24 protein-coding genes and 1 tRNA gene are annotated in these 20,679 nt (G+C 69.6%); 5 read left to right on the top strand and 20 right to left on the bottom strand.

Annotated features, from left to right (window positions below; genetic code table 11):
• Position 1 precedes the first annotated feature (1 nt).
• Positions 2 to 619 carry a bifunctional 4-hydroxy-2-oxoglutarate aldolase/2-dehydro-3-deoxy-phosphogluconate aldolase gene (gene eda / locus FRZ32_RS00180; RefSeq protein ID WP_147041589.1) on the bottom strand — a complete coding sequence of 206 codons (618 nt, stop codon included), beginning with the start codon at positions 617 to 619 and terminating at the stop codon, positions 2 to 4.
• 83 nt (positions 620 to 702) lie between these two features.
• Between eda and FRZ32_RS00175 the strand changes: the two genes are divergently transcribed.
• A complete protein-coding gene (locus FRZ32_RS00175) occupies positions 703 to 1,713 on the top strand; it encodes a sugar kinase (protein ID WP_147041588.1) in 1,011 nt (336 codons plus the stop codon).
• A 26-nt stretch (positions 1,714 to 1,739) separates the two neighbouring features.
• On the opposite strand, the gene FRZ32_RS00170 is transcribed toward FRZ32_RS00175, so the two are convergent.
• The 13 genes from FRZ32_RS00170 to FRZ32_RS00110 all read right to left on the bottom strand — a co-directional run bounded on the left by FRZ32_RS00170 (position 1,740) and on the right by FRZ32_RS00110 (position 11,913).
• A tRNA-Thr gene (locus FRZ32_RS00170) sits at positions 1,740 to 1,812 on the bottom strand.
• Between the two features lie 102 nt (positions 1,813 to 1,914).
• On the bottom strand, positions 1,915 to 2,220 hold the full coding sequence (locus FRZ32_RS00165) for a hypothetical protein (protein WP_147041587.1): 306 nt from the start codon (positions 2,218 to 2,220) through the stop codon (positions 1,915 to 1,917).
• Positions 2,221 to 2,231: 11 nt separating this feature from the next.
• Positions 2,232 to 2,486: a hypothetical protein gene (locus FRZ32_RS00160; RefSeq protein WP_147041586.1), complete on the bottom strand. Its 255-nt coding sequence runs from the start codon at positions 2,484 to 2,486 to the stop codon at positions 2,232 to 2,234.
• A 1-nt stretch (position 2,487) separates the two neighbouring features.
• Positions 2,488 to 2,997 (bottom strand): DUF2141 domain-containing protein, encoded by a 510-nt coding sequence (locus FRZ32_RS00155; RefSeq protein WP_147041585.1) that lies wholly within the window; start codon positions 2,995 to 2,997, stop codon positions 2,488 to 2,490.
• Positions 2,994 to 3,935 (bottom strand): hypothetical protein, encoded by a 942-nt coding sequence (locus FRZ32_RS00150; RefSeq protein ID WP_147041584.1) that lies wholly within the window; start codon positions 3,933 to 3,935, stop codon positions 2,994 to 2,996. The genes FRZ32_RS00155 and FRZ32_RS00150 overlap by 4 nt, the downstream gene beginning before the upstream one ends.
• A gap of 27 nt (positions 3,936 to 3,962) precedes the next feature.
• Positions 3,963 to 5,153 (bottom strand): glycosyltransferase, encoded by a 1,191-nt coding sequence (locus tag FRZ32_RS00145; RefSeq protein WP_147041583.1) that lies wholly within the window; start codon positions 5,151 to 5,153, stop codon positions 3,963 to 3,965.
• Between the two features lie 20 nt (positions 5,154 to 5,173).
• Positions 5,174 to 5,944, bottom strand: coding sequence for a DUF2334 domain-containing protein (locus tag FRZ32_RS00140; RefSeq protein WP_147041582.1), 771 nt, complete (start codon positions 5,942 to 5,944; stop codon positions 5,174 to 5,176).
• Positions 5,931 to 6,131 carry a hypothetical protein gene (locus tag FRZ32_RS00135; RefSeq protein WP_147041581.1) on the bottom strand — a complete coding sequence of 67 codons (201 nt, stop codon included), beginning with the start codon at positions 6,129 to 6,131 and terminating at the stop codon, positions 5,931 to 5,933. Before FRZ32_RS00135 ends, FRZ32_RS00140 begins: the two co-directional genes overlap by 14 nt.
• Before the next feature lie 150 nt (positions 6,132 to 6,281).
• Entirely contained in the window at positions 6,282 to 7,133 is an 852-nt protein-coding gene (locus FRZ32_RS00130; protein WP_147041580.1) for a hypothetical protein, read from the bottom strand.
• The gene (locus tag FRZ32_RS00125) at positions 7,130 to 7,492 is read right to left on the bottom strand and encodes an MmcQ/YjbR family DNA-binding protein (protein ID WP_147041579.1); all 363 of its coding nucleotides are present in this window, start codon (positions 7,490 to 7,492) and stop codon (positions 7,130 to 7,132) included. The genes FRZ32_RS00130 and FRZ32_RS00125 overlap by 4 nt, the downstream gene beginning before the upstream one ends.
• A complete protein-coding gene (locus FRZ32_RS00120; protein WP_192901860.1) occupies positions 7,485 to 8,807 on the bottom strand; it encodes a replication-associated recombination protein A in 1,323 nt (440 codons plus the stop codon). Before FRZ32_RS00120 ends, FRZ32_RS00125 begins: the two co-directional genes overlap by 8 nt.
• A 35-nt stretch (positions 8,808 to 8,842) precedes the next feature.
• Positions 8,843 to 11,047 carry a M20/M25/M40 family metallo-hydrolase gene (locus FRZ32_RS00115; RefSeq protein WP_147041578.1) on the bottom strand — a complete coding sequence of 735 codons (2,205 nt, stop codon included), beginning with the start codon at positions 11,045 to 11,047 and terminating at the stop codon, positions 8,843 to 8,845.
• Between the two features lie 59 nt (positions 11,048 to 11,106).
• Positions 11,107 to 11,913, bottom strand: coding sequence for a DUF2189 domain-containing protein (locus tag FRZ32_RS00110; protein ID WP_147041577.1), 807 nt, complete (start codon positions 11,911 to 11,913; stop codon positions 11,107 to 11,109).
• A gap of 123 nt (positions 11,914 to 12,036) precedes the next feature.
• On the opposite strand from FRZ32_RS00110, the gene FRZ32_RS00105 reads away from it, so the two are divergent.
• Entirely contained in the window at positions 12,037 to 13,065 is a 1,029-nt protein-coding gene (locus FRZ32_RS00105) for an aspartate-semialdehyde dehydrogenase (RefSeq protein ID WP_147041576.1), read from the top strand.
• A 170-nt stretch (positions 13,066 to 13,235) separates the two neighbouring features.
• Complete coding sequence (locus FRZ32_RS00100) at positions 13,236 to 13,562, top strand: endonuclease domain-containing protein (RefSeq protein WP_147041575.1); 327 nt, start codon at positions 13,236 to 13,238, stop codon at positions 13,560 to 13,562.
• Between the two features lie 253 nt (positions 13,563 to 13,815).
• Here the strand turns inward: FRZ32_RS00100 and FRZ32_RS00095 are convergent, their stop codons facing one another.
• Genes FRZ32_RS00095 through FRZ32_RS00080 form a run of 4 tightly spaced genes read right to left on the bottom strand, consistent with a single transcriptional unit; the run spans position 13,816 to position 17,805 of the window.
• Positions 13,816 to 14,778: an NAD(P)H-dependent flavin oxidoreductase gene (locus tag FRZ32_RS00095; protein ID WP_147041574.1), complete on the bottom strand. Its 963-nt coding sequence runs from the start codon at positions 14,776 to 14,778 to the stop codon at positions 13,816 to 13,818.
• A gap of 9 nt (positions 14,779 to 14,787) precedes the next feature.
• Entirely contained in the window at positions 14,788 to 17,004 is a 2,217-nt protein-coding gene (locus tag FRZ32_RS00090; RefSeq protein ID WP_147041573.1) for a penicillin acylase family protein, read from the bottom strand.
• Positions 17,001 to 17,453: a hypothetical protein gene (locus FRZ32_RS00085; protein ID WP_147041572.1), complete on the bottom strand. Its 453-nt coding sequence runs from the start codon at positions 17,451 to 17,453 to the stop codon at positions 17,001 to 17,003. The genes FRZ32_RS00090 and FRZ32_RS00085 overlap by 4 nt, the downstream gene beginning before the upstream one ends.
• 1 nt (position 17,454) lies before the next feature.
• Positions 17,455 to 17,805 carry a hypothetical protein gene (locus tag FRZ32_RS00080; RefSeq protein WP_147041571.1) on the bottom strand — a complete coding sequence of 117 codons (351 nt, stop codon included), beginning with the start codon at positions 17,803 to 17,805 and terminating at the stop codon, positions 17,455 to 17,457.
• 126 nt (positions 17,806 to 17,931) lie between these two features.
• Between FRZ32_RS00080 and FRZ32_RS15140 the strand changes: the two genes are divergently transcribed.
• Positions 17,932 to 18,096 (top strand): hypothetical protein, encoded by a 165-nt coding sequence (locus tag FRZ32_RS15140; protein WP_158635770.1) that lies wholly within the window; start codon positions 17,932 to 17,934, stop codon positions 18,094 to 18,096.
• A gap of 2 nt (positions 18,097 to 18,098) precedes the next feature.
• Here the strand turns inward: FRZ32_RS15140 and FRZ32_RS00075 are convergent, their stop codons facing one another.
• Together FRZ32_RS00075 and FRZ32_RS00070 are read right to left on the bottom strand one after the other, a co-directional pair.
• Positions 18,099 to 18,827 carry a hypothetical protein gene (locus tag FRZ32_RS00075; protein ID WP_147041570.1) on the bottom strand — a complete coding sequence of 243 codons (729 nt, stop codon included), beginning with the start codon at positions 18,825 to 18,827 and terminating at the stop codon, positions 18,099 to 18,101.
• A 10-nt stretch (positions 18,828 to 18,837) separates the two neighbouring features.
• Positions 18,838 to 20,058, bottom strand: a complete 1,221-nt coding sequence (locus tag FRZ32_RS00070) for a toxic anion resistance protein (protein ID WP_147041569.1) — start codon at positions 20,056 to 20,058, stop codon at positions 18,838 to 18,840.
• A 184-nt stretch (positions 20,059 to 20,242) separates the two neighbouring features.
• Here FRZ32_RS00070 and FRZ32_RS00065 point away from each other — a divergent pair, with 184 nt between their 5' ends.
• Positions 20,243 to 20,662, top strand: a complete 420-nt coding sequence (locus tag FRZ32_RS00065) for a hypothetical protein (RefSeq protein WP_147041568.1) — start codon at positions 20,243 to 20,245, stop codon at positions 20,660 to 20,662.
• The last annotated feature ends 17 nt before the right edge of the window (positions 20,663 to 20,679 follow it).

The following is a 20,679-nucleotide window of genomic DNA, read 5'->3' as shown; positions in this document are numbered from 1 at the left end:
CTCAAGCCCTTGGAAGGGCGGCGGCGGCGCGGGCGCGCTCCTCGATCGCCACCGGATCGACCGGGCCGCGCGGCACGAGCCAGCTTCCGCCGACACAGGCGACGGCCGGGTGGGCCAGCCATTCGGGCGCGCTCTCCTGCGTGATCCCGCCGGTCGGGCAGAAGCGCATCCCGCCGAACACGCTCGCGAGCGCGGACAGCGCCGGCAGCCCGCCGGCCGCCATCGCCGGGAAGAATTTGAGGCGGGTGAGGCCGAGATCACGGGCGCGCATGACGTCGCCGGCATTGGCGGTGCCGGGAAGGAAGGGGAGGCCGGATTCGATCGCGGCCCGGCCGAGCGGCTCGGTGAGCCCGGGGCTGACGATGAAGGCCGCCCCCGCATCGCGCGCGGCATCGAGCTGGGCCGGATCGAGCACCGTGCCGGCGCCGACGATCGCCCCCGGAACCGCCGTCATCGCCCGGATCGCGTCGAGCGCGGCGGGCGTGCGCAAGGTGACTTCCAGCACCGGAAGGCCGCCCGCGACCAGCGCCTCTGCGATCGGCAGCGCATCGGCCAGTCGATCGATGACGAGGACGGGGATGACGGGCGCGGCGTCAAGGATGCGATCGATATCGTCCATGCGCCATTCGTTAGCGTGCCGTCGTGGAAATTGTTAGCGCGAACATTGCGCCGCGCGGCGGCCCCCGGCATGGTGCGCGGCCGATGGGCAATCATGTCGTCTGCTTCGGCGAGCTGCTGCTGCGCCTGACCGCGCCCGGGCGCGAATTGCTGCTCCAGAGCGGTCGGCTCGACGTCCATGTCGGCGGGGCGGAGGCCAATGTCGCGATCGGCCTGGCGCGGCTCGGCCACCAGGCGGCGATGGTGAGCCGGGTCCCGGCCGGGCCGCTCGGCGAGGCGGCGATCGGGCATCTTCGCCGCCACGGAGTCGACGTGTCGGGAGTCGGCACCGCTGCCGGGCGGATGGGACTCTATTTCCTGAGCTTCGGGGCCGGTGTCCGCGCCTCGGACATCGTCTATGATCGCGAGGGCAGCGCCTTCGCGCGGGCAGGGGCGGGCGACTTCGCCTGGCCGGCGCTGCTTGACGGGGCCGATCTGCTGCACCTTTCGGGCGTGACGGCGGCGCTCGGGCCGGACAGCGCCGCCGCCGCGCTCGCCGCCGCCGAGGCCGCGGCCGCGCGCGGCATCGCGGTGTCGTTCGACGGAAATTACCGCGCCCAGCTGTGGAACGCCTGGGGCAGCGATCCGCGCGCCGTGCTCACCCGGCTGGTCGGCACGGCGGAGATCATGTTCGGCAACCATCGCGACATTTCGCTGCTGCTCGGCCGCGAATTTTCGGGCGACGGCGAGGCGCGGCGGCGGGAAGCGGCCGATGCGGCCTTCGCGGCCTTTCCGAAGCTTCGCCTGATCGCGTCGACCGCGCGCCATGTGGTCGATGCCGACACCCACCGGATCGCCGCGCGTGTCGACGCTCGCGAGGGATCGGTGCAGACGGAGGAGGTGTCGGTCGCCGGCATCGTCGACCGGATCGGCGCCGGCGACGCCTTCGCGGCCGGCGTGCTGCATGGCCTTCGATCGGGGTTGGACCTGGAGGGGATCGCGCGATCCGGCCTCGCGCTCACCTGCCTCAAACATTCGCTGCCGGGCGATGCCAGCCTGTTCACCCAGCGCGATATCGACGCCTTCAACGCCGGCGAGCGCGACGTCCGCCGCTAGGCGGGGCGCGGATCAGGGCGGGGCGGTGCCGGTTGCAGGGATCGAACCCGCGACCTTCGGTTTACAAAACCGCTGCTCTACCAGCTGAGCTAAACCGGCCTGCCATCGAGCCTCCGGAATGTCCGGTCCCGTCCTAGTGTGAGGGCAGGCTTCATTGGTCAAGGCGCATTCGCTCGCTCCGGCCCGGCGCGGCGCCGGGGTTCAGGCGGGGGCGGTCTTGCGGCGGTAGAGCCAGAGGCCCGCGGCCAGGCTCGCGCCGAGCAAGGCCGCCTGGGTGACCGCGGCGAGATCGACCGGCAAGGCGCGCGTTCCCTCGTTGAGGCGGATGAAGAGAAGGACGAGGGCAAGGCCGATGCCGAGCCCCGCCGGGCTGACTCGGCGCGGCGCGACGATGCCGGCGCCGACCCCGATCACCGGCGCAACGACGCAGAAGAGCGCGAGGGTGATGCGCGAGAGGAAGGTGGTGGTCGCCGCGCGCGCCAGCGCCTGCGGGGCGAGCGTCAGCAACTCGCTCTGGGTCAGGAATTCAAGCCGCTGATCGGGCGTGAGCCGCCGCGCCCGCGCTGGACCGCGCCATGCTCCACCGCGCGCCCGTCGAACATCGTGAGCGCGAGCGCGCCGTCGGCACCGAAAACGGCATTGGCGCGCGGCGCGCTGAACGTGCCGGTCGGGGAATCGACGAAGATGTCGCTCAATTCGCCCGCGCGTGGCCCGGCCCCGCCGACCAGCAGCGCCGTGTCCGGGGCGACATGGGCGAGCTCGCCAACGGTCATCTCACCGGGCCTGGATCGGGCCGAAGGACATGAGTCCCCGCCGGTAATTGAGAACGATGTTCAGCGCGGTGATGCCGGGCCCGGCGCGGAAGCGGACGGCGGCGGCGGCGGGCCGTCCCCAGCCGAGGCGCGGATTGCCGGAAAATCCGACGCCGTCGATCGACAGCGAAAAGCGCCGGTTGGCGTCGCGATCGTGCAGCAGCGAAAGCGTGTAGACGCCCGGCCGGGGAACCCGGATGCACAGCCGCGCCGGCCCGCTGGGAGGGACCGGGCTCTCGGCCCGCCGGAACGTCTCGCCGCGCATCACCAGGACGTTGTCGTCGGCCAGGAATTCGCCGTCGCCCGGCGGATAGAGCTCGGCGCGAAGCAGGCCGCGCCGATCCTTGAGCCCGATCGCCGTGATCATCACCGCCGGACCCGGCTCGCCCGGCCGACACCGGCCCTCCGCGACTCCGAGCGTCGGGCTGGAGGGGATGTAATTGGGACTTGCGGGTGGCGCCACGGCGATCATCGCGCGGCCCTCCGTTCGGCAAGCTCGGTCGCCGCCAGCACGGTCCCCACCGCCACATGGGCGGCGACGATCAGCCCGGCGATCAGCGTCATCAGCGCGCCGATCTCCACATCATGGCCGATCAGGAAGACGGCGATGCCGGCGAAGGCGACATCCTTGTTGGGCAGGAAGGCGAGCCGCGAGACGAGCGCGCGCAAGGTCGCCAGCAGCACCCACCAGGCGATGCCGACCGCCGGCAGGCACAGGTGCCACAGCAACGCGGTGAAGCCGGTGACCAGGAGGATGCGGCCGGTGTGGACCGCGGCCACCATCCAAAGCTCGCGCCGCGGCAGCGTGAACAGGCGCGTGCGCAGCAGCAGCATCGCGACCGAGGTCAACAGGAGGAAGGCAACCGACAGGGAGACGGCGCCGCCGGCCCTCGCCAGTCCGATTTCCTTCCACAGCGGAAAGGCGAGGACGAGCAGCAGCAGCGTCGCTGCGTTGCCCGTCAGGGCCGACAGGACGGTGACGTCCTTCACCGCCCCGAACGGTGCCGCGGTGAGCCGCGAATGGCGGCGGGCCCAGGCGTAGAAATAGAGCTCGCCGCTATAGCCGAGCACCAGCTCGTTCGCGACGAACTTGCGAAGCAGCGGCACGATCCCAGCGGCGGGGAGGTTCCACAATCGATGAAAGATGATCCAGTCGGCGATCGGCTGGGCAAGATAGGCGCCGGCGAAGACCAGCCAGAAGGCCGGGCCGCGCGGCAGCAGCGTCGCGAGATCGCCGACATGGAGATGGCGCAGCTGCGCGATTGCGGCGGCAAAGACGGCGATCGAGATGACGAGCGGCAGATAGGTCCACAGGCTGCGCGACGGTCGTCGCAGCGGCAGATCGGCCAGCGGATCGAGGGCGAGATGGGGCGATGCGCCGCCGATGGCTTGTTGCGGTGATGTCGACACGAAGATCCCGGCGCTGTGGTTTCCGAATCAGAGATGCCGCCAGCGCTCCCGATCCTCATCGGGCGCACCGAAAAAATCGGCATCGTCGCGATTGGCGCGCGCTTCGGCGGCGAGGCGACGCATGAGATCCGCGTAGAGCGGGGCGGCGCGCTCGATCGTGAAGCGGGCGCACCAGCGGTGGCGGTCGGCCGGCGCGGGCACCTGTGCGCGATCGGCGGTGCGCATCGCCGCGGCAAGCGCATCGGGATTGCGGACCGGGACGATCGAGCCGAACCGGCCCTTGTCGAGAAGCTCGGCCACGGCCGGGCTGCAATCGGTCGCGACGATGGCCGTTCCGGCGGCGATCGCCTCGACCAGCACCGCCGGCAGGCCTTCATAATCGGAGGAAAGGACGAAGATGTCGGCGCCGGCCCACCAGCCGTCCATCGGATCGACATGCCCCGGCAGGCGCATCCGATCGAGGATCCCGAGCCGTTCGGCCAGCCGTTCGAGCCGGCGACGCTCGGGCCCTTCGCCGAGGATGACGAGCTGGTCCTGCGCATCGGCGATGCGCGCGAAGGCGTGCAGCAGCAATGGAAAGTTCTTCTGCAGCGCGAGCCGGCCGATGGCGAGGAACCGGCGGCCGGGGCGCGGCTCCTCGGCGCCGTCGCGAAGCGCGGCGAAGCGGTCGATCTCGGCAAGCGTCAGGCCGGGATCCTCGATCGATGCGATGCGGCGCCGATCGGCGCCGGTCGCCCTTGCGATCTGCGCCTGCATGGCCGGCGACAGCGCCACGAAGGAATCGAACAGGCGCCCCTGCGCCCGCAGCCACAGGCCGTAGAGCGGCCGGACGGGGCGCGGCAGATCGCGGCGATCGAGGTCGTTGCTGACCTTGGCGAGGATCGGCGGGCATTGCCGCCCGAGGATCAGCCGCAGGGCGGCCGCGACCACCGCATAGGTATTGCCCGCGCAAAACAGGATGTCCGGCCGCTCGCGGATCACCAGGCGGGGCAGGTTGGCGATCATCCACAATGTCTCGAACCGGCGGGTCGAAAACGTCCCGCGCTGGAAGACCTCGATCCGGCAGGGGAGGCAATCCGGCGCCGCCGCGCCTTCGGCCCGCCCCAGCGCCATGGTCGGGACGAGACCCGCGCGGGTCCAGGCATCCGCGAGCCGGAAGGCGACCCGCTCGACTCCGCCCGGTTCGAAGCTGTGGAGGAAAATCATCACCTTGAGCATCGGGCCGGCCTCTCTTCGGGTCAGAGATGCCGCGGGTTTTCACCTCCCGCATCGATGAGGTCGCGATAACGCGCGATGGCACGGCCGCGCGCGAGCCGGCGGATCGTGCGGCGCGCGCTCTCGATCAGCCGCGGATCGCTCACGTCGCCCGGGTGAAGCGCGATCCTGACCGTCGCCATCGGGCCAAGCGTCCGGCGGGCGAGCGCGGCGAAGGCGATCGAGCTCGCCGCGCGCATCGGCGTCCGGCTCGCCCAGGTGACGACCGGCCCGCGTGCGAGCACCCGGCTTCGCGCCGGGCTCCAGACCTTCATATGGTCCTCGGCAAGATCGAAGCCGAGGGCGCCGGCCGCCTCGATCGCCCCCGGGCCGTAGAGCCAGGCGGGCGCGATGAAGCCGGCGACCGGGCGGCCGATCGCCTGTTCGACGACATCGCGGCCGCGGCGCATCCTCTCCATCGCCTCCTCGCGCGAGAGGCCCAGGAACTCGCCCTCGCCAGCGGTCATGTGGCGCGCCTTCACGCGGGCGATCGCGCCGCGATGGCGGCTCTCGTCGCGATGGCACCAGCCGTGGACGAACATCTCGACGCCGAGCGCCGCCCAGCTCCGCAGGCGGGCGACGAACGCCCGGTCGGCGAGCAATGGCGCCTCGTTCCAGAAATCCGGGACGACGAGCATCGCGAAGCGCCCGGCGCCGACCTCTTCGGCGAGGATCCCGGCCAGGGTTTCGACCGGCGCCGAAAATCTGGGGCTGACGTCGTGGATGGACAGCAGGAGCCGCCTAGAATTTCGCATCGATCCCGATCCTCACCATGCGCGGCATGGGCTGCGCGATCGGCCCGGTCTCGGTCTCGCGCAGCTTCAGATAGACGTCGTGAAGGATGTCCTCCGCTTCCTCGATCGTCGCCCCGCGCAGCCCCAGATAACGAAGAAGGCTGTCGCGCTCCGACGCCAGCAGCTCGAAAAGCCCCCCCGTCGTCACGATTCAGGCCGCGCGCCGCCGCCGCCCGCGCGGGGCGTCGGCCTGGCTCGATGCTGCGAACGGAACGGACATGGCCAGTCGTCGTCCTCGCAACGGGCAAAGCCGCCCCGGTCCGGCCGCCCTTGCGCCGGCGCCGCGCCGGTCGATGGGCTAAATGACGCCGAAGGTCCAGCCCTCGCTTCGAGCGATCCGGGGGGTGAGGCCGGCGGGCGACCAGAAGCGCGGATCGCCGGCGATGGCGCGCATGCCCGCTGCCGCGATCAACGCGTCGGTTTCGTGGTCGCTGAGCGGCCGCCGGCCCGCGACAGGATCGCTTCCGAATGCGCCAAGGCCGGCGTTCAGCGCGTCGCGGGAGCGCAGCTTGCGGCCGTTCATGCCGGCAAGGCGGATGAAGGCGCGGGTGTAGATTTCGACGACGACGCTTCCCGCATCCGGAAGCGGATCGAATGGCCAGATCGGGACCCGGCCGTCGACATGATGAAAGAGCCGCATTCCGGAGAAGCTCGCCTTGGCGACCTGAGCGGCGCCGATCGCGTCATAGACGGTCGATGCCTTGCCGCCGCCGGTGGCGTTGAAGGCGTCCTCGCAGGCGCGGTGGTGGAGATAGTCGCGCTTCACGCCGTCGGCGGCGCCGAAATAGAAATGGCGGCGATGGGCTTGTTCGAGAAAGCTCGCCGCGCCGAGATCCTCGTCCTCGCACCTGCTGTCGACATAGGCCCAGAAACCATTGGCATCACGGGGTAATCCAGGCTCGCCGGGAAGATAGTCGCCGCGCGCCAGGAGCGGCGGGGCGGCGCTGATGTCGAAGCCGAACAGGGTCGGCGCGCGCGCCGCCTCGTCGAGCAGCCAGCCAAGCACCCCGGTTCGCGACCAGACATGGCCGGGGCGGATCAGGCGCGGCGCGCCGGCGCCGGCTTCCGCCATCGCGATCGCGATTCCCCGGTGCCGCTTGCCCCTGGCGCCGGACCAGTCGATCGCAGCGAAACGCTCGAAGCGGCTCATGCCTTCTTCTTGCGCGGCTTCGCCTTGGGCCGGGCCGCGGTCCAGTCCCGCGACCGCTCGATCATCGCCCGCACGCGCTCGGGATCGGCGCTTCCGAAGCGGATCAGCACGGCCGGCCAGCCTTCATAATGCGGGGTCTGCCAGAAGGTGTCCGGATCGGTCTCCTTCAGCATCTCGATCGTGTCGAGATCGATCGCGATCCCGAAGGAGGAGTCGGCCTCGTGGCCGGAATAGAGGAAGGCGCGGCCGTTCGAGGCGACCTTGACCGCAGGCTTGCCATAGCTGGTCGACAGGATCGTATCGGGAAGCGCCAGCGCGAAGGCGACGGCCTCGTCGAAGCTGCGGATCGGTTCAGCCATCCAGGCGGCCCTTTCGCCTCTCGTCCCACCAGGCCATGCGCTCGGCGATGCGCTTTTCCATGCCGCGATCGGTGGGGGTGTAGAAGGTCTGCGGCGCCATCTCCTCGGGCCAGTAATCGTCGCCCGAAAAGCCGCCCTCCTGATCGTGGTCGTAGGTATAGCCCTTGCCGTAGCCGACTTGCTTCATCAGCTTCGTCGGGGCGTTGAGGATGTTCTTCGGCGGCATCAGCGAGCCGGTCTCCTTCGCGCTTCGCCAGGCGGCCTTCTGCGCGGCATAAGCGGCGTTCGATTTGGGCGCGGTGGCGAGATAGAGGCAGGCCTGGACGATGGCGAGCTCGCCCTCGGGCGAGCCGAGGAAATCATAGGCCTCCTTGGCGGCGAGGCACTGGGCGAGTGCCTGGGGATCGGCGAGGCCGATATCCTCGCTCGCCGCCCGGGTCAGCCGGCGCAGGACATAGAGCGGCTCCTCCCCCGCCACCAGCATCCGCGCGAGATAGTAAAGCGCCGCCTGCGGATCCGATCCACGGATGGATTTATGCAATGCGGAGATGAGGTTATAATGGCCTTCTCTGTCCTTGTCGTAAATCGCGACGCGGCGATTGAGGAGCGCGGCGAGCGCCGCCGGATCGAGCGGCGCCTCGACCGCGATCGAGAACAGCGTCTCCGCCTGGTTCAAGAGGAAGCGGCCGTCGCCGTCGGCGGTGGCGACCAGCGCCTCGCGCGCCTCCGCCGTGAGCGGGAGGGCGCGCCCGACCAGCGCCTCGGCGCGGTCGAGCAGCTTGCCGAGCGCCGCCGCGTCGAGCCGGCTGAGGATCAGCACCTGCGCGCGGCTGAGCAGCGCCGCGTTGATCTCGAAGCTCGGATTCTCGGTCGTCGCGCCGACCAGGACGACGGTGCCGTCCTCGACATAGGGCAGGAATCCGTCCTGCTGGGCGCGATTGAAGCGATGGATTTCATCAACGAACAGAAGCGTCTGCTTGCCGATCTTCATATGGTCTCGCGCCTCGGCGAAGACCTTCTTGAGATCGGCGACGCCGGAGAAGACCGCGGAGATCGCGACGAAGCGCAGCCCGACCGCATCGGCGAGCAGCCGCGCGATCGTCGTCTTGCCGGTGCCCGGCGGGCCCCACAGGATCATCGAGGCGAGCTTGCCCGCCGCGACCTGTCGGGCGATCGCGCCGTCCGGCCCGGTCAGATGCTCCTGGCCGACGACCTCGTCGAGCCGGCGCGGGCGCAGGCGATCGGCGAGCGGCGCGTTCGGGGAGAGCGGCGGTTCGGGCGCCTGGGGCACATCGTCCTGGAACAGATCGGGCACAGCCGGCGCTTAGCCGATTTCGCCGGCTTTGGCACCTAAAGCCGCAGCCTGGTGAACAGGACGCGCGAATCCGGTGCATATTGGGGCGCGGCGAGTGGCGGGCGCGTGGGTCTGCGTGGAATATCGAGGCCGAAGCGCGTCGCGACGAGCGTGGCGGGGACCGGCGCGGGGCCGCGCAGGATGATGTCGAAGGTCGCGCCGTCGCAGGATCGGCCGCCGCAGCCGAGCACGAACGGATCGTCGGGGTCGCCGCGGCCGAAGCGCTGGACGAATCCAGGCGCCCCGGCGGCGAGGAGCGGCGAACCGGCCGGGGCGAAGAGGCCGACCTGATCCGCGCCGGGCGCCTGGATGCGCACGCGCAGGCGCCGCTCCGCGCCGGTCCTGGTTTCGCCGAGGACGACCAGGGTCGGCGGGGCAGCGCCGCCATCGGCATCGCGCGGGGCATCGGCGGTCCAGCGCTTCGCCGGCGACCAGGGCAGCGGCTCGCGCCGCCAGTCGAAGCCCGGCGGACGCCGCGCGCCATCGCCCGAAAGCGTCCAGCGCGCCGCGCCGGTCCCGCCATCGCGCAGATAGGCGACGGTCATGCGCTGCCGGCGATCCTCGCTATAGGCAGGAGCCAGCGCGACGGCGGTCCATGCGATGAGGAGGAGCGCGGCGCCCGGCAGTGCGAGCGGGCGGCAGCGTTCGACCAGCTGCGGAAGCTCGATCAGCCAGGGGAGCAGCATCAGGGCGCCCAATGGCGCGAACACCCAGAACGGCCCGTCGGTCAGCAGCACCTCGAACAGGCCGAGCGCCGGGCCGAAGCTGACGTAGAGCGCGAGCGCGGCGACGAGGGCCGCACCGGTCTCGATCGCCGGGCGACCCCGCCCGAGCGCGATGCCGAGCGCGGCGATGAGTGGCGGCAGCAGGAAATAGATCGCCCCGCCCGGCGCGATGAGCGAGATCGCGGCGCCAACGATCGTGAAGGCGAGCCAGAAGGCGGCGCGAAGCCGGTGCCGCCCGGCCTTCGGGGCGATGGCGCGGATGGCGAGCAGGGCGGCGACGATGGCCGAGGCATAGACGGCGCTCGTCGTCACAACCGGCGAGGCGCGCCAATAATCCCCGGCGCGGATCAGCCCGACTGCGAACTGGCCCAGCCAGGCGAGCGCCGCGCCGCCGACGAGGCTCGCCGCCACGGCCGCGAGGGGCCGGCCGAGCGCGCCGCGACGCCATGACGTCAGCGCGAAGAAGACGAGCAGGATGCCAAGCAGAAGCAGGCCGAACCCGAGCGGCAGCGCGATGAGCGCACGGCCTGCGAGATCGGCGTAGAGCCTGGTGCCGCGCGCGGCCGGGAGACCGTTTTCCAGCACCCGTTCGGTGACCGCCTGGACCTGATCGCCCATATGCTGGAGGCTGGCCCGATCGAGCGCCTCAACGCGATCGCCGGGGCTGTGATAGCGGGTCTCGTTGCCGATGATCGCGAAGTTGAGGATCGTCCAGGGCCTGGCCTTGAAGACGTTGACGTCGGTCGAATTGGGGATGAGGCCGTAAAGATCGGCCGAGAGCGAGTTGGCGAGCGGGCGCGACGCGGCGGCGCGATAGAGCGCGACCGCGGCGGCGTTGGGCCGGCTCGTCTCGAACATGATCGCCGGCCCGGAAACGCCGCGCGCCTCCATGTTGAGCACGGCATCCACCCGCGCCGCGGCCGGATCGCGATCGAGGAAGGCGCGGGCGCCGATCAGGCCCGCTTCCTCGCCTTCGTCGATCAGGAAGATCACGCCGCGCGAGAGCGGGCGGCCGCGCAGGTTCGCCGCGATCTCCAGCATCGTCGCGACGCCGATGCCGTCATCGGCGGCGCCGGGGCCGGCGGTCGCGCTGTCATAATGGGCGGCGAGAAGGAGCGCCGGGCCGCTCGTGGGGCCGATCTCGGCGACGAGGTTGCGGACCCGCGCACAGGAGACTGAACGGGCGTGGGCGAAGCCGTTGCAGGCGAAATCGTCGCTGATCCTGGGCGCGAGGCCGACGCCGCGCATCGCCTGGACCAGCCGGTCGCGCACCGCATCGCCATCGGCGCTGTCGACGGGATGCGGGCGCTGGTCGCCGAGGATGAAGGCGAGGCGGGCGACGGCGCGGTTGGCGTCGAACTGGCCGGGCGCGGCATGGGCCGGCGGGGCGGGGAGGGCGATCAGCCGATCCTTGGCCGCCATCGCCCCGATGAGGAGCAGCACGATTCCAAGCAGCCCCCAGATCGACCGGCCCATCGCGCTCCCCCCTCTTTTCAGGCGAGCATAGCAGACGCGCGGCGGCTGGCGAGGGCTGTCTAGCTGAGCGGCAGCGCCTCGCGATCGACCAGGCGGGTGTAAAGGTGCCAGGTCGAATAGCCGAGCCAGGGCAGGACGAAGGCGAGGCCGATGAAGGCCGGGATCGCGCCGAGCACGAGCAGGGCGGCGACGATGATGCCCCAGCGCGCCATCAGCCAGCGATTGGCGCGCACCGCCTCGATCGAGGTCCGCACCGCAAGGCGCGCGCCGACATCGCGATCGACCAGCATCGGCAGGGAGACGATGCTGAGCGAGAGCACGGCCCAGGCGAAGCACAGCCCGGCGAGATTGCCGACGAGGATCAGCGCCCAGCCCTCCCTGGTCGTGAAGAGGCGGGTGAGGAATGCGCCGATCGATTCGGGCGGCGGGCCGAGCAGCAACGCGTAGAGCCCGCCCGCCACGATGAGCCAGGCGAGGAAGACGGCGAGCAGGAGCCCGGCGACGGCGACGATCGAATCGATCGAAGGGCGCTTCACGACATCGAGGAAATGCGACCAATCCGATTCAAGGCCCGATTCCCGCCGCCGCGCGATCTCGTAGAAGCCGAGCGCGGCGATCGGCCCCAGGAGCGCGACCCCGGCGGCGACCGGGAAAAAATAGGGGATGAGCCCGTTGCCGAGCGCGGCCGCCCCGGCGATGAACCCGATCGCCGGATAGAGAAGGCCGACGAAGATGAGGTCGCCGCGATGGGCGGAAAAATCCCTGAGCCCGTCGCGGAGCGCCGCATCGAGATCGGCGCGCGTGATCCGCCGCACCGGGAGCGCCGGCGCGTCTTGCGAGACGGTTGCGATCGTTGAAGCAGCCATGAAAGGTCTCCTTTCGCTGCGCGCACACCCTATATCAGAAAATCCTGCTCAATGCATGGCGATGCTTGCAATGCGGCCGGCCGGGCGTAGATCGCCTGGCGAGCCTCTTCTGGAGAGTGTGAAATGGGTTATCGGGTCGTGGTCGTCGGTGCGACCGGCAATGTCGGTCGCGAGATGCTGAACATCCTCGCCGAACGCGAATTCCCGCTCGACGACATCGTCGCGGTGGCGAGCCCGCGATCGACCGGCGACATCATCGATTTCGGCGATTCCGGGCGCGAGCTCAAGGTCCGCAACCTCGAACATTTCGATTTCGAAGGCTGGGACATCGCCCTGTTCGCGGCCGGCTCCGGCCCGACCAAGATTTATGCGCCAAAGGCGGCCGCCGCCGGCTGCACCGTGATCGACAACAGCTCGCTCTACCGGATGGACCCGGACGTGCCGCTGATCGTGCCGGAGGTGAATCCGGAGGCGATCGACCTTTACCGGCACAAGAACATCATCGCGAACCCCAATTGCTCGACCGCGCAGATGGTGGTGGCGCTGAAGCCGCTGCATGATGTCGCGCGGATCAAGCGCGTCGTCGTCTCGACCTACCAGTCGGTCTCGGGCGCGGGCAAGGCGGGGATGGACGAGCTGTTCGAGCAGAGCCGCAACATCTTCGTCGGCGATGCCAACGAGCCGGTGAAGTTCACCAAGCAGATCGCCTTCAACGTCATCCCGCATATCGACTCCTTCCTCGACGACGGATCGACGAAGGAGGAGTGGAAGATGGTGGTGGAGACCAAGAAGATCCTCGATCCCTCGATCAAGGTGACGGCGACCTGCGTTCGCGTTCCGGTCTTCGTCGGCCATTCGGAATCGATCAACATCGAGTTCGAGCGGGAGCTTTCCGCCGAGGACGCCCAGGCGATCCTGCGCGAGGCGCCGGGCGTCATGCTCGTCGACAAGCGCGAGGACGGCGGCTACGTCACCCCGGTCGAGGTCGTCGGCGAATATGCGACCTATGTGAGCCGCGTGCGCGAGGACCCGACGATCGAGAACGGCCTCAACCTGTGGTGCGTCTCGGACAATCTGCGGAAGGGCGCCGCGCTGAACGCGGTCCAGATCGCCGAACTGCTCGGACGGCGGCATTTGCAGAAGGCGGCCTGAGCCCCTCCACCAGCCTTCGGCTGGCCCCCCTCCCCATCGCCTGCGGCGGCAGGGAGGATTGGCGCCGGCAAGATCGACAGTTAATCCTCCCTGTCCCGGCTCGGCCGGGATGGGGAGGGGGACCGCGCGCGGCGCGGTGGAGGGGCTTGCGGCAGACGACGAAAGGCACGGTGGCCAGGGCAAGGGCGCTGCGCCGCGCGATGTCGCCGCCCGAGGCCGCGCTGTGGCAAATCCTGCGCGCCCGCCCGGGCGGGCTGAAGTTCCGCCGCCAGCATCCCGCCGGGCCCTATGTGCTCGATTTCTACTGCCCCGCGGCCAGGCTCGCGATCGAGATCGACGGGATCGCCCATGAGATGGGTGCAAATCCCGAGCGGGATGAGAGGCGGGATGCCTGGCTCCAGGCGCAGGGCTATCGCGTGCTGAGGATCGTTGCCGGCGAGGTTCGGGATAATGCCGAGGGCGTTCTCCGGCATATCCTCAACTCTTGCGCCGCTTAGCCCCTCCACCATGCTTCGCATGGTCCCCCTCCCCATCGCCTGCGGCGACAGGGAGGATTGGGTGGTTCGTCCTCCCTGTTCCCGCGCCAGCGGGGATGGGGAGGGGGACCGCGCGCAGCGCGGTCCAACCCCGATTAGTCCTCCCTGTCCCGGCTCGGCCGGGATGGGGAGGGGGACCGCGCGCAGCGCGGTGGAGGGGCTTGCGGCGGAGGAGCAAAGGCGGCGTTCCGACCATCAGCAGGCCGGCGCGGATCTAGAGGCGTGCCTTGGCCTTCAGCTCGGCTTTGGCGGTTTCATATTCGGTCGCGAGCCGGGCGATATAGTCGGCGGCCGGCACCACCGCCTCGATCGCGCCGATGCCCTGGCCCGAGCCCCAGATGTCGCGCCAGGCTTTCGCCGAGGCGCTGCCGAAGTTCATCGTGCTGAGGTCGCCTTCGGGAAGGTTGTCGGGATCGAGGCCCGCGGCGAGGATCGACTGCCTGAGGTAATTGCCGTGAACGCCGGTGAAGAGGTTCGAATAGACGATGTCGCTCGCCCGGCCCTCGACGATGCCCGCCTTGTAGGCCTCCGCCGCGTTCGCCTCGGTCGTGGCGATGAAGGGCGAGCCCACATAAGCGAGGTCGGCGCCCATCGCCTGCGCGGCGAGGATGGCGCGGCCGTTGGCGATCGCGCCGGAGAGGGCGAGCGGGCCATCGAACCACTGGCGGATTTCCTGCACCAGGGCGAAGGGCGAGAGCGTCCCGGCGTGGCCGCCCGCGCCGGCGGCGACCGCGATGATCCCGTCCGCGCCTTTCTCGATCGCCTTGCGGGCGAAGCGATCGTTGATGATGTCGTGCAGGGTGAGGCCGCCCCAGCCGTGGACGGCGTCGTTGAGCTCCGGAATCGCGCCGAGCGAGGTGATGACGATCGGCACCTTCCATTTCGCGCAGGTCGCCATATCCTCCTGAAGGCGGACGTTGGACTTGTGGACGATCTGGTTGACCGCGAACGGGGCGGCGGGCGCCTCGGGATGGTCGCGGTCCCACGCCGCCAGCTCCTCGGTGATCCGGTGCAGCCATTCGTCGAGCTGGCTCTGCGGCCGCGCGTTCAGCGCCGGGAAGGAGCCGACGATCCCCGCCTTGCACTGGGCAATGACGAGATCGGGGCTCGAGACGATGAACAAAGGCGAGCCGATCACCGGTAGTTGCAGGCGATCGAAGAGGGCAGGCAGGGTCATTGCCTGACCTTAACGTAAAGCGCCCGCCCGGCAAGCGCCCGGCGCGCACGATACCTCGCCGGTTTCGCCGGGATGGTAACGCCGCTCGACATGACCTTCGAGGTCGCCATCGTAGAAATAGACCGGCCGCAGATTGCCTGACGCGTAGCGCGCCGCCTCGTCGTTGAAGTGCGGATCGCCGGGATGGCCGCTCTCGCCGCCGGCGGTGACCGCGACGGCGCGGACGCGCGGGCCGAACTCGACGATCGCGACGAAGCTGTTGCCGTTCGTCCCGTACCAGCGCCGCGTGCCGGGCCAGGCATGGGCGCCGAAGGAGGCGAGCGAGCCCCAGCGCGAGGAGACGAACGGCACCGCGATGCTGGGCTTCGAATCGTCGAACGTCTGGACGATCGCCGCGTCGTTGCGCTGGAAGCGGTTCACCTCGCCCCAGGCGACGCGCCAGCTTCCCCATTCGCGCTCCATGCGCGCCACCGCGCGGTCGAGCGCCGCGATCCGGTCTTCGTGCGGCAATGCCGCCATCGCCTCCCACATATTGCCGTGGGGCGGGCGCGCGGCGAGGGCCCGGCTCCACAATTCCTCGCCCCAATAATTGGCGAGCGCGGTCGGCCGGGATTCGGCGGACCAGCGATAATCCCAGCCCTGGGCGAGCAAGGCGACCGGCCCGGCGAGTCGGGCCCGGCGCGGGTCGCGATCGGAGAGGGCCGACCAGGCGGCGCGAAGCTTCGGCACCTCGGCCGCGAAAAAGGGCATCCAGCTGTCGAAGGCGATCCGCCGCAGCCCCTCGATGTCGAGGTCGCGGGCCGCGCCGAGCAGGGTGGTCGCATGGTCGGTCCGCGCGCTGAACCCGGCCTGATCCATGTAGCGCGGGAAATCGGCGGCAGCCGGGCTGTCCGCGCCCGCCGCGCGCCATGGCGCGTCGTTGGAATTGTAGAGCCAGCCGCCACGCGGGTCGCGGACCTGCGGCAGCCGCGCCAGCGGCGTCAGCCCGCGCCAGTCGGTCGCCGGATCGCTGCCGTCGACGGTGCCGCGATAATCGAAGCGGTTGTCGCGCACCGGCACGAATTGCGGGTGGAGATAGGCGACATGGCCGTCGGCGTCGGCATAGATGGTGTCGTTCGACGAATTGGCCCGAAGCGCGGCGACCCGCATATATTCGGCGAAGCTGGTCGCCTTGGTGCGCAGCCAGCTCTGCTCCAGCGCCTCGATCGGCCGGTTCATCAGCGCCATCGCGATCCACCTGTCGCCGTCGGCGCGGACGATGGGGCCGTGATGGGTGCGATAGGTGGTGAAGGTACGGGTGGCGAGGCGTCCGTCCGGCCCACGCACGCGCAGCGTGATCGGCACGGTCGTCACCGGGCGCAGCTGGCGACCGTAGCGATAGAAGATGCGGCCGCCGCGTCGCACGATGGTTTCGGCGAACTCGTCGACCGAATCGACGCCGCTCGACGTGTGCATCCACCCCAGATGTTCGTTGAAGCCCTGGTAGAGGAAGAACTGCCCCCAGGTGGAGGCGCCATAAGCGTGCAGCCCCTCGTCGCTCTCCATCCCCAGTTCGGAGCGGAAGAAGAAGGAAGTGTGCGGGTTGATGAGGAGCAATGCGTGGCCGTCGCGGGTGAGCCGCGGCGCGATCGCGATGCCGTTCGAGCCGCGCGGCTCGAGGTCCGGCGGCGCGGCGGAAGCGAGGGCGGGGCGCGCGGGCACCCCGTAGAACGCGCCGAGCGGCCCCAGCTCCGCGCGCTCGATATCGCCGCCGATACTGCCTTCGGTGAAGGACAGCATCATCCACGGCTCGAACCGGGTCAGGACCTTCGGATGAACGTCAGGATGGGTGGCGAGATAGTGGTTCAGGCCATCGGCCCAGGCGTCCATCAGGGTCCTGAGCCAGGCCGGGCTGCGGCGATAATCGCGCTGAAGCTGCGCCGGATCGATCCACAGCCGCTGGCGCAGATCGGCCGGCAGGGCGCCTTCGCCCTCCGCCTCGGCGCTGCGCCCCAAAGCGGTGAGGAGGTTCGCCTCGATGCGGGGGAAATCGTCCTCGGCCTGGGCGTAGATCGCGCCGAACACCGCATCGGCATCGCTATGCCCGCGGACATGGGCGATACCCCAATCGTCGCGGGTGATCGTGACCCGCGCGGCGCGATCGGCGGCGGAGAGCCGCGCGGCGGAGGCCGGGACGGCCGCCGTCGACAGGGCGAACGCGAGGATGACGCCGGTTGCGAGCCTCACGGGGCCGGCGCGCCCGGCTTCGGTCCGATCAGGGCGCGGGCGAGGGTCATTGCCCCAAGCACGGCGGCGAAGAAGGTGAGCGTGTGCGTCATGCTGTCCGGCACATAATATCCGCCGATCACGCCGCGGCTCCAGAACACGCGCCAGAAGAGCAGGGAGAGCGCGGCAAGCACGATCGTTCCGCAGGCCAGCGCGGTGGTCGCGATCCGCCGCGCCTCCGGCCGCTCGCTCCAGTCGGCGTCGCCGGTGCCGGCGATCCAGCCGCCGGCGCCGTTGAGGGCGATGAACCCCGAAAAGACGCCGAGGACGAACCAGATCGCATAAGGGAGCGCGGAACTGCTGCCGCGCAGCGGCGCGACATCGAAGACGAGGCAAACGATCACGCCGACCAGGTCCGCCAGCATCAGGCAAAGCAGCAGGATGGCGGCGGTCTTGAGGAAGGCGAGCATGTCAGCGCGCGCGGATCGCGTCCGCGGCCTTGTCGATATTGAGGGCCCCATAGTCGAAGACATGCTTGCTTCCGTCGGTCAGCGTCACGATCGCCTTCTTGCTGAACAGCTTCTTCTGCACCTCGACGTCGGCGATGTCGCCCTTCTCGATCTCGAGATAGCCCTCGCTGCCCCATTTGACGAACACGGCTTCCTCGACGATGCCCCGCAAGCTCGCGTCGAACTTGGCGTCATAGAGCAGCCGCTGATTGGTGACGGTGAGCTTGCCGTTATATTTCCCACCCTGCGGCGGGAGATAGAAAAGCGTCCAGCTGTCGATGATCGCTTCGCCCGGCCGCAGATCGATCTTCATCGCGTCCCCCTGCCTTGAAGGCGCAACCGGTATCGCAGGGCGCGCCGGCGATCAACGCCCCGCTTGTGCGGCCTCGCCGCGGCGCGGATAAGGAGCGCGGATCCATAGTCGCAAGGGAGGCACGCCTTGATCTGGTTCACCCTCGCGGACGGCAACTCCATCGCCGTCGCGCCGCAACATGTCCGCTACGTGCTGCCGACCGACGGGGGCGGCACGGTCATCTGCTTTTCCTCGAACGAGCGGTTCACCGTGAGCCAGACGCCCACCGAGGTGGTCGCGAAGCTCGGCTGAGCCTAATCGGACTTCGGCGCCTCGCCTTCCGCATAGCGGCTTTCGATGAAGCGGCCCTGGACCTGGAAGGCGTCGACATCCTCGCGCGCGAGCTTGCGGGCGAGATCGTCGAGCGCGGTGCGCGCGGCGTCGATCCCGGCGACGAGCCGGTCGTCGACGCTCTTGCCCTCGGCATCGCGCTCGGCCCGATACTGGGCGGGCACCCGCTCGTAGCGCTCGATCAGCTCGGGCAGGTGCTTGCCCATCAGCCGCCGCGCATCCTGGGCGAGCGGATCGAGGATATTGGTTTCCGCCAGCCGGCTTTCGAGCAGCGGCAGCTGGGCGCCGATCGCATCGATGCTCCGCGCGGCGGCGGCGGGAAGATCGCCGCGGCGGCGCACCAGCAGGCTTTCGAGCCGCTGCACCACCGCCTTGTTCGGCATGTCCTCGCGATAATCGACGACCGGCTTCTCGCCGCCCCACAGCGAGAAGAAGAGAATCGCGAAGAGCATCAGCGCCGCCACCGCGAACAGGCCGCCGATCCCGATCGGCCCGACGACCAGCCCGAAGCCGATGGTCGCGACGATCAGCGCGCCGAGCGCGACGCCGATATTGGTGATCCTGTGCGCGAAGGCGGCGAGCCCGCGTTTCGTTTCGCGCCGGCGCGCCGCGTTGGCCGGGTTGCGATCGATGCGCCCCATCACGTCGTCGAAACGGGCGATGGCGGCATCGACCTGGCGCGACGTGCTCATCGTCCGGCCTTCAGCCCTCGAGCGCGGTCAGCGGCGATTCCGAAGGCCCGCTCAGCTGGTTCTGAGCGACGCCCTCGGCACGGGCGATATAGCCGCGGCTCTTCTCGACCTCGCGGCCGAGCGTGTCGACGGTCTGCTTCATGTTGCCGAGCGCCTCGATCTTGAACTTGTCGATCGAATCCATCGTGTCGTAGATGTTCTGGAAGGCGCGCTGCAGCGTTTCCAGGGGGATCGTCGCCGACGCGGCCTGCTTGTGGATCTCGCCGGTCTGGCTCTTGAGCAATTCGCCGGTGCGATCGATCATCGTCGCGGTGGTCGTATTGAGCGCGGTGACCTGTTCGAGCACCAGCCTCTGGTTGGTCAGCGCCTGGGCGACCGTCACCGCCGTGCGCAGCGCCGCGACCGTGGTCGTGGAGGCGCGATCGACGCCCTTCACCAGCTCGACATTGTTCTTCTTGACCAGATCGAGCGCGAGATAGCCCTGCACCGTCACGGCCATCTGGGTCAGAAGGTCGGTGGTGCGCTGGCGGGTGTAGAAGAGCGCGGTCTCGCGGATCGCCTTGGCCTTGGCCGGATCGGTCGCGTCGAGCTCGTTCGCCTTGTCCTCCAGCTTCTGATCGAGCGCCTTGGAGATGTGGATCATCTGCTCAAGCTTGCCCATCGTCTTCCACAGATTGGCGCGCTCGACGTCGATGGCGGCATTGTCCATCAACAGCTCGTCCTTGCCGGAGGCGAGGCTGGCGAGGATCGACGAGATGTGGGTCTGCGCCGACTGATATTTGCGGAAATAGGTCGTGAGGCGGTTGCCGACCGGGATGATGCCGAGGAACTTCCTCGGCTTGCCCGCGGCGCCGTTGCGGCCGGGATCGAGATCCTCGACCGTGCGCCGCAATTTGGTGAGGTCCGCGCCGATGCCGGTCTCGCTGTCGATCGCCTTGACCGGCCGATCGAGGAAACGGTTGGACGCGCCGGCCGCCTCCGCGATCTCCTTGCGGCCCATGGTCGTCAGCTGATCGACCTTCTTGCCGAAATCGGGCGAGTTGGCGTCCAGCGCCACCAGCTCGTCGACGAACTTCTCCACCCGCTCGTCGAGCGCGCTCTTCTGATCGTCCTTGAGCGGCACCAGCCCGGCGGCCTGCTCCGGCGCGACGGTCTGGAGCGGCGCTGGCGGATCGAGCGTCAGCGTCGACGCCGTCGCGGTCTGGGTCTCGGTTTCGGTCTGGGTCGCCATTGTCGGCCCTCCTCGCAGGTTTCCCGCCAAGATTGGGGCCTCCGGCGGCGCGGCGCAAGTGAGAAAGTGTATTATTTGTGTAAGACGCAGGGCGCGCGCGTTCAGTTTCCGCTCATGCCCCGGGGCGCAATAGTCGCCGCTTTCCGGGCAGGAGCCCCGGCCGGACGGTTCGAAGGACGAGGACATGAACAAGTTCATCATCGGCGCCGCCGCGGCCGTGCTGGCCGCGCTCGCGCTGCCGGCGCCGGCGCTGGCGCAGTTCGGCGGCGATCCCAACGCGCAGGTCGATTATCCCGGCGATCCGAGCGCCGCCGATGCCGGCACGCGCGCGCGGCCGGACGACGCCGCCACAGCCGACGATCAATATGATGACGAGGACGGGCAATATGCCCCGGACGACGAGGGCTGGATCGACGATGAGGGCGCGCCGGTGGACGGCAAGCCCGATGCCGGAACCTATCCCGACGAGGCTTATCCCGACGACGCCTATCCGTACGACGGGGATGGCGGCCTGGATGAGGGGGCTCCCCCGGGGGACGCGCCTGCTTATGGAGACAAGCCCGATCCCGACGCGTCGGTTCCGCCGAAGATGAACCCGGCCTAACCCGGTGATCAACAGCC

The organism is Sphingosinicella ginsenosidimutans (assembly GCF_007995055.1).
Taxonomy (GTDB): domain Bacteria; phylum Pseudomonadota; class Alphaproteobacteria; order Sphingomonadales; family Sphingomonadaceae; genus Allosphingosinicella; species Allosphingosinicella ginsenosidimutans.
The sequence above is the reverse complement of the archived record's forward strand: the minus strand, read 5'-3'. Positions and strand labels throughout refer to the sequence as shown.